Below are 7,345 nucleotides of genomic sequence, written 5' to 3'. Positions count from 1 at the left end.
TGCGGTGGCCAAGGGCAATGTCACGCGGATCATCGGTCCCAACTGTCCGGGGTTGATCACGCCGGGGCAGTCCAACGCGGGCATCATTCCGGCTGATATCACCAAGCCGGGGCGGATCGGGTTGGTGTCGAAGTCGGGCACGTTGACCTATCAGATGATGTATGAGCTGCGTGACATTGGTTTCTCCACGTGTGTGGGGATCGGTGGGGACCCGATCATCGGGACCACGCACATCGATGCGCTGGCGGCGTTCGAGGCCGACCCCGACACTGACGCGATCGTGATGATCGGTGAGATCGGTGGGGACGCCGAGGAGCGTGCGGCGGAGTTCATCAAGGCCAATGTGACCAAGCCGGTGGTGGGCTACGTGGCCGGGTTCACCGCGCCGGAGGGCAAGACGATGGGGCATGCCGGGGCGATCGTGTCGGGGTCCTCCGGCACGGCCGCGGCGAAGAAGGAGGCCCTGGAGGCCGCCGGCGTCAAGGTCGGCACCACCCCCAGCGAGGCCGCGCGGCTGGCCCGCGCCCTCTACTGAACCGGCAGGAGACCGCCATGTCACCCCTTCACAAGCCCGGTACCTCCTGGGACTCCGTCTACGGCCGTTGCCGCTCCGCCGCCCCCGAGGCGTTCGGCGCCGATCGCGTCCACAACCACTGGGGCGGTCGCTGGCACGCCGACGGCGTGCCACGGCCCGCGTTCTCGCCCGTGGACGGACGCGAGATCGCCGGCCCCCCGATGCTCGACGCGGCCACCGCCGAGCGGGCCGTCGCCGCGGCGGCCGACGCCCACGAGTCCTGGCGGCGCAGACCGCTGCGCGAACGCAGGTCGAAGGTCCGCGCCACGCTCGCCTCCTGGCGGGAACACCGCGACCTGCTCGCCCTGCTCCTGGTGTGGGAGATCGGCAAACCATGGCGCCTGGCCTGTCAGGACGTCGACCGCGCGATCTCGGGGGTCGAGTGGTACCTCGACGAGGTCGAGGACATGCTCGCCGGACGCGAGGCCCTGCCCGGTCCCGTCTCCAACATCGCGAGCTGGAACTACCCGATGAGCGTGCTCGCCCACGCGATGTGCGTCCAGGCGCTGGCCGGCAACGCCGTCATCGCCAAGACGCCCACCGACGGAGGGCTGTGCTGCCTGACGCTGGCCGTCGCCCTGGCGGTCCGGGAGGGGCTGCCGCTGACCCTGCTCAGCGGTGGGGGCCGGGAACTGTCGCCGGTGCTCGTGCGCTCCCCCCGGATCGGGTGCGTGTCGTTCGTGGGGGGACGCGACGCCGGAGGGCAGGTGGCCACCGCGCTCGCGGACCTGGGCAAACGGCACATCCTCGAACAGGAGGGACTCAACTGCTGGGGGGTGTGGGAGTTCTCCGACTGGGAGACCTTCGGCGCCCAGGTCCGCGCGACGTTCGACTACGCCAAGCAGCGCTGTACCGCCTACCCGCGCTTCGTCGTCCAACGCTGCCTGTTCGACCGCTTCCTCGCCGCCTACCTGCCGGCCGTCACCTCGGTGCGTTTCGGCGACCCCCTCGCGGTGGAGCGTCCCGGCGACGACTACCCCGATCTCGACTTCGGGCCGCTCATCAGCGCGGCCAAGGCCAAGGACCTGGCCGGCCTGGTCGACGACGCGGTCGCCAAGGGGGCGATCCCGCTCTATCGGGGAACGCTCGACCAGGGCCGTTTCCCCACGGGAGGCGACACCGACGCCTACCTCGCGCCGGTCACGCTCCTGGAACCGCCGCGCGCCTCCCCGTTGTTCCACGCCGAACCCTTCGGGCCGGTCGACACCATCGTCCTCGTCGACACCGAGGCCGAGCTCCTCGCCGCGATGAACGCGAGCAACGGTGCCCTGGTCGGGACGGTCTCCTGCGACGAGGAGTCGACCGCCATCCGACTCGCGGCCCAGGTGCGTGCCTTCAAGGTCGGCGTGAACCGGCCCCGTTCGCGGGGCGACCGCGCCGAGCTGTTCGGGGGCTGGGGCGGTTCCTGGCGGGGGGCCTTCGTCGGTGGCCGCCTCCTCGTCCACGCGGTGACCGTCGGGCCGCCCGATGAGCGCCTGCCCGGCAACTTCCCCGACTACACCCTGCGTCCCGCGGGGCTCGCGGTGGGCTGAGCCGCCTCCCGGGTCTCGGGGAGCGCGGTTCCTCCCCGAGCCCGCGCTCCCCGTCAGTCGGCACTCGGACACGACCGGAGAACGGTTGCCATGTGGACACCTCCCCCCAGTCCCTCCTCCGCCACCGTCGCCTCCGAGGACCGGGGGCGGCCGCGGATCGCGTTGCTCGCGCTGTTGGGCGTGGCACCGTCGGCCTGGGCCCTGTGGTGGTTCGGAGGAGGGCACGGGGGAGCGGGGGAGCTGACCGAGGCCGGTGGTCCCGACCTCATGGCCGGTCTGGGCCACGCCGTCGATCTCCTCGGGCGGGTGTGGCCGTTGCTGCTGGCGGGATTGGTCGTGGGAGCGGCCCTGGAGGCCTTCCTGCCGCGCCGGGCCGCGGTCGCGGCGCTGGGCGACGGCTCCCGCCCACTGCGCGCCGCCCTGGCCGGAGCCGCGCTGGGCGCCGGCTCGCTGCTGTGCGTCTCGGGGACCACTCCGGTGGCGCTCGCGCTGCGTCGCCGGGGCGCGCCACTGGCCGGGACGGTCGCCTTCTGGACGGTGGGACCGCTGCTCAACCCGGCGGCCCTGGCGCTGTTGGCGTCGGTGCTGCCGTGGCCGTGGGTGGCGGCGCGGGTGGCCGCCGGGGTCCTCCTCGTCATCTTCGTCGCCGGGTGCCTGCGCGACCGCGTTGGGCGGGGTCCGCTTCGGCTCCCCCCGCCGGCCCGGCGCGCCCCCGGGGCGGACGCGGGCGGGGCCGTCCGCGCGTTCGGCCGCGCGCTGGCGGGCATGGCGCGTACTCTCCTGCCGGACTATCTGATCCTCCTGCTCGCGACCGGAATCGCGCGGACCTGGCTGGGGGCGGTGCCGTGGCAGGGCTGGGTGGTGGCCGGGATCGCGGTGGCCGCGGTGGCCGGGGTGCTGCTCGTGGTCCCGTTGGGAGGGGAGGTGCCGATCGTGGTGGGAATGGCGGCGTCGGGCGCCGTCGGGGCGGCGGGAGCGCTCCTGGTGACCCTGCCCCTGGCCGGGCTGCCCACGCTCCTGCCGTTGCGGGGCGCGGTGGCGCCGCGTGTCCTGGCGGTGTCGTCCTGCGCGGCCGTTCTCGTCGGACTTACCGTGGGGGGCGTGCTGGCGGTGCTGGATGCCGGGCTTGTACAATGAATATTGTCTCGTTCGATATTGTCGTGGTGAGCGCATCGTGGCCGGTCCGGACCCCTCCGCGCCGGGCCGGCCCCGGTGCAGATCGAGGAAGAGCGTGCCCCGCGTCATCGCCCGGCCCGTGTCGACGAGCGCCCCGCGGACGGCATCCGCCAGGGCGGGCGGACGCCGGACATCCGGCGAGTCCATGAACCGCGGAGCCCGAGACCCCCTTCGCCCGGTCGAGGCCGGCTACGGCGAGGATGACACTCCGGCGAGTTCGCGCCCCCGCCGCCAACGCGCAGGGGTGGTGAGCCGCCCGGTGGACGCGCCCGTCCTCCCTCCTCCCGCGGCGTCCCACCGTCTCCCCGAACGGAGCCGCCAGGCGAGGGAGGAGTTTTCCCCGATACCTGCCGGGTAGCGGCCGGAGGCGAAAACCGGCGCGGTGCCGGCGATCCGGGAGAAGGAGGAGGCGACGGTGGACCATTCGCGAGCCCCCGTGCTGGAGGCGCTGGAGGACTTCAAACGACGTGGCGACGTGTCGTTCAATCCGCCAGGGCACAAACAGGGCCGTGGGATCGACGAGCGTGTCCGCGCCGTCATGGGCGACTCGGTGTTCGCCTCCGACATCCTGTCGATGAACGCGCTGGACGACCGCGCCATGAGCAAGGGGGTGCTGGCCGCCGCCCAGGACCTCATGGCCGATGCCGTGGGGGCCACCCACACCTTCTTCTCCACCTGCGGCAGTTCCCTGTCGGTCAAAAGCGCGATGCTGGCCGTCGCGGGGCCGGGCGAGAAGCTGCTGGTATCGCGCAACGCCCACAAGTCGGTGATCGCCGCGGTCATCATCAACGGCGTCGAACCGGTGTGGGTGCACCCCCACTTCGACGAGGACCTCCACCTGGTCCATCCGCCCGAACCGCAGGACGTGCGCCGCGCCCTGGAGGCCCACCCCGACGCCAAGGGGATGCTGCTGGTCACCCCCACCGATTACGGCACCTGCGCCGACATCGCCGGGGTCGCGTTGGTGTGCCACTCCCACGGTGTGCCGCTGATCGTCGACGAGGCGTGGGGCGCCCACCTTCCCTTCCACTCCAGCCTGCCCGCGTGGGGCGTCTACGCCGGAGCCGACCTCGTCGTGACGAGCGTCCACAAGATGGGCGGCGCGATCGAGCAGAGCTCGGTGTTCCACCTGCGCGGCAACCGGGTCGATCCGGCGGTGCTCAAGATGCGCGAGGACCTGCTGGGCACCACGAGCGCCTCCGTCCTGGTCTACGCGGCGTTGGACGGTTGGCGCCGGCAGATGGTGGAACGCGGCGAGGAGCTGCTCGACGCCGCGCTGACCCGGGCCCAACGGGTCCGCGAGCGGATCGCCGACCTGCCCGGCCTCGACGTGATGGGGCTGGAGGTGGTCCGTCCGGGCGGGGCCGCCGACCTCGACCCGCTCAAGGTCGTCGTGGACGTCTCCGGACTGGGGATCAGCGGTTACCAGGCGGCCGACCACCTGCACGCGCGCCACCACGTCAACGTGGGGCTGGCCGACCACCGCAGGTTCGCCGCGCAGATCACCCACGCCGACGACGACACCACGATCACGGCCCTGCTCGACGCCGTGACCGCGTTGGCCGAGGAGTCCCGCGACATGGCCCCTCCGTCCCCGGTTCACCTCCCGCCCTCCGGCGCGCTGGAACTGGAGACGGTGATGCTGCCCCGCGACGCCTTCTTCGGTCCGGCCGAACAGGTCCCCCGGGCGAAGGCGGTGGGCCGGGTCGCCGCGGAGATCATCAGCCCCTATCCGCCGGGCGCCCCCGTGATCGCGCCGGGGGAACGCATCACCGCGGAGGTGCTGGACTACCTGGCCAGCGGTCCGCCGGCCGGAATGGTGCTGCCCGACGCGGTCGATTCCACGATGGAGACGCTGCGGGTGGTCGCGGAGTAACGTCCACCACGCCGGCGCGGCATCGGCCCGGGGCGAGGCCGCGCCGTTCAGGCGCGCGGGCGGCGCAGCCGCGGGGATCGTCCCGTTGGGCCCCCGCCCGATCGGTCGCCGAGGGCGGGACACCCGCAGTGGCTCGACGTCTGGCATCGCGCGCGGACGGCCGTGTCGGTACCCCCTCCGTTACGTCCACGGGGGCCGGAGTGTCGGTGAGAGGCGCTAACGTCGGACACGTCGTGAGGGCGGCTCGTAAGGAGAACGCCGTCACCGGCGTCGGCCCCGTCGTGCCACGGGCAGCGGGGGCGGCCGTGGGCGCCACCGTGGAGGACGGCCGGGGTGGTGCCCCTTGAGGCCCCGGCCCGTGTCCTCCTCCGAGGGACACGGGCCGGGGCCGTGCATTCCCCTCGCCACCCCGTTCCCCGGGCCGTGACGGGCCGCGTGTCTCCCCCCGGACGTTCTCGTCCAGTGCGGCACACGGTCGTTTATAGTGACTCTGTGCAGTCATTTACATACGCAGAGTCACTGATTGACGGGGTCTCTCACCGTGGCCGAATGGAACGCGCCACGACCCGGGTCTTCCGCAACGACTGGAGCGTGCTGACACCCCCCGAGCTCGGCGCATGGACCCCACGTCTCACCGTCAGCGTCGTCATCGCCGCCTGCGGCGACCAGCGGCGCCTGGACCTGGTCCTCGCCGCGCTCGCCGCCCAGACCTATCCCGACCGCCTGTTCGAGGTCGTCGTGGTCGACGACCACTCCGTCCCCCCGCTGCGACTGCCGTTGATCCGCCCGCGCTCCTGCCGGATCGAACCCGCCCCCGCCGCGGGCTGGGGTGGGGGGCACGCCCGCGCCTACGGCGCCCACATCACCTCCGGCGAGATCATCTGCTGGCTCGACCCCGACATGATCGTCGACCCCCGCCACATCGAGGCGCACGCCCGCTGGCACCATCTGCATCCCGAGTGCGTCACGCTCGGCGGCGTCCGCTTCGCCGCGTCCCACCCCACCGACCCCGCCGACATCGCGGTGCTGGCGCGCACCGGTCGTCTCGCCGAGGTGGTGCCCGGCGAGCACGGACACGAATGGGTGGAACGCCTGCTGGCCAGCAGCGACGACCTGCGCGACCCCGACCACCTCGGCTTCCTCACCCACATCGGATCCAACGTCGCCCTGCGCCGCTCGTTGTACGAGGCCGCGGGCGGACTCGACCCCGCGCTCACCCTCGGACAGGACACCGAGTTCGGCTACCGGCTGTGGCAGGCGGGTGCCGTGTTCGTGCCCGAGCGCCAGGCCACGGGACGCCACCTGGGACCGGCCACCGTGACCCGGGCGCGCGTACCCTCCCTGCGGTTCCGCGCCGATGTGCTGGCCGCCTACATGCCCCATCCGCGTTCCCACCGTGACCGTTCCCCCAACACCGCCGGCGCCGCCCGCGTCCCGCTCGTCCGCGCGGTCGTCGACGTCGCCGGAGCCCGCTACGAGGTGGTGCGGGCCTGCGTGGACCGGTTGCTGAACTGCGCCGAGAGCGATCTCACCGTCACCCTCGTGGCCGATTGGGACGGGTGTGCCGGCCAGCGCGCCGGAACCGCGGGTCCGCGTCTGGAATTGCGGTTGATCCAGGCCAACTACCTCGGTGACCCCCGGGTCTCCTTCAGCACGAGCAGACCGCGCACCGGCTTTCCCTCGCCCTATCTGCTGGACGTGCCCGTCACGCGGGGGGTGGGGCGCGACACCGTCTCCCGCCTCATCGAGCGGGCCGATCGCGCCCGCGCCGGTCTGACCGAGCTGGCCTGCGCGGACCGCCCGGACGGACCCGTCCTGCGACTGTGGCGCACCCGGGCCCTGGTCCGGGCGTTGCGCGTCCGCGCGCCAGGGGAGGACCTGGCCAGGGTCATCTCCCAGGTCCATGGCCGCTGCCGGGTCCAGGGCGAGGTCGAGGACATGGTCGAGCTTCCCGGCCTGCCGGTCGAGCAGCTGCAAAGCCCGGTGTGGCCCCGCCGTGAGCCCGGATCCGTGGCCGGTCGCATCCCCGGACCACCGCGTGCGGGGAAGCGGCAGGCGCGGGTGGGGCGTGGGCGGGCCAGTCTGACCTACTGGCGGTTGCACCGGGCGGTCCCGTTCCTGCGCCCACCGCTACGCGCCGTTCGCGCCTGCGTCCGTCTTCTGCGTCCCACGGCGGTCTGACGGGGG

The 7,345-nt window shown here is 73.0% G+C and carries 4 protein-coding genes and 1 pseudogene; all 5 read left to right on the top strand.

Translation table 11 applies throughout. The features are described 5' to 3' along the window. Window positions 1-535, top strand: a pseudogene (locus B5D66_RS22110) (succinate--CoA ligase subunit alpha); the annotation flags it as partial. 17 nt (window positions 536-552) lie between these two features. Next, window positions 553-2,106 carry an aldehyde dehydrogenase family protein gene (locus tag B5D66_RS22105; protein ID WP_078763726.1) on the top strand — a complete coding sequence of 518 codons (1,554 nt, stop codon included), beginning with the start codon at window positions 553-555 and terminating at the stop codon, window positions 2,104-2,106. A gap of 90 nt (window positions 2,107-2,196) precedes the next feature. After that, window positions 2,197-3,243, top strand: coding sequence for a permease (locus B5D66_RS22100; protein ID WP_078763725.1), 1,047 nt, complete (start codon window positions 2,197-2,199; stop codon window positions 3,241-3,243). Window positions 3,244-3,697: 454 nt separating this feature from the next. After that, window positions 3,698-5,158 carry an aminotransferase class I/II-fold pyridoxal phosphate-dependent enzyme gene (locus B5D66_RS22095; protein WP_078763737.1) on the top strand — a complete coding sequence of 487 codons (1,461 nt, stop codon included), beginning with the start codon at window positions 3,698-3,700 and terminating at the stop codon, window positions 5,156-5,158. Between the two features lie 549 nt (window positions 5,159-5,707). Further along, window positions 5,708-7,339: a glycosyltransferase family 2 protein gene (locus B5D66_RS22090; protein WP_144390257.1), complete on the top strand. Its 1,632-nt coding sequence runs from the start codon at window positions 5,708-5,710 to the stop codon at window positions 7,337-7,339. The last annotated feature ends 6 nt before the right edge of the window (window positions 7,340-7,345 follow it).

Origin of the sequence: Marinactinospora thermotolerans DSM 45154, from assembly GCF_900167435.1 — a bacterium.
GTDB lineage: Bacteria > Actinomycetota > Actinomycetes > Streptosporangiales > Streptosporangiaceae > Marinactinospora > Marinactinospora thermotolerans.
Note: the sequence above shows the minus strand (reverse complement) of the source record. Positions and strands in the feature narration are given on the sequence as shown.

Bases quoted from the DNA above. Each gene is read 5' to 3' on its own strand.
- B5D66_RS22105 (WP_078763726.1), top strand. From the start codon at position 553: ATGTCACCCCTTCACAAGCCCGGTACCTCCTGGGACTCCGTCTACGGC.
- B5D66_RS22100 (WP_078763725.1), top strand. From the start codon at position 2,197: ATGTGGACACCTCCCCCCAGTCCCTCCTCCGCCACCGTCGCCTCCGAG.
- B5D66_RS22090 (WP_144390257.1), top strand. From the start codon at position 5,708: ATGGAACGCGCCACGACCCGGGTCTTCCGCAACGACTGGAGCGTGCTG.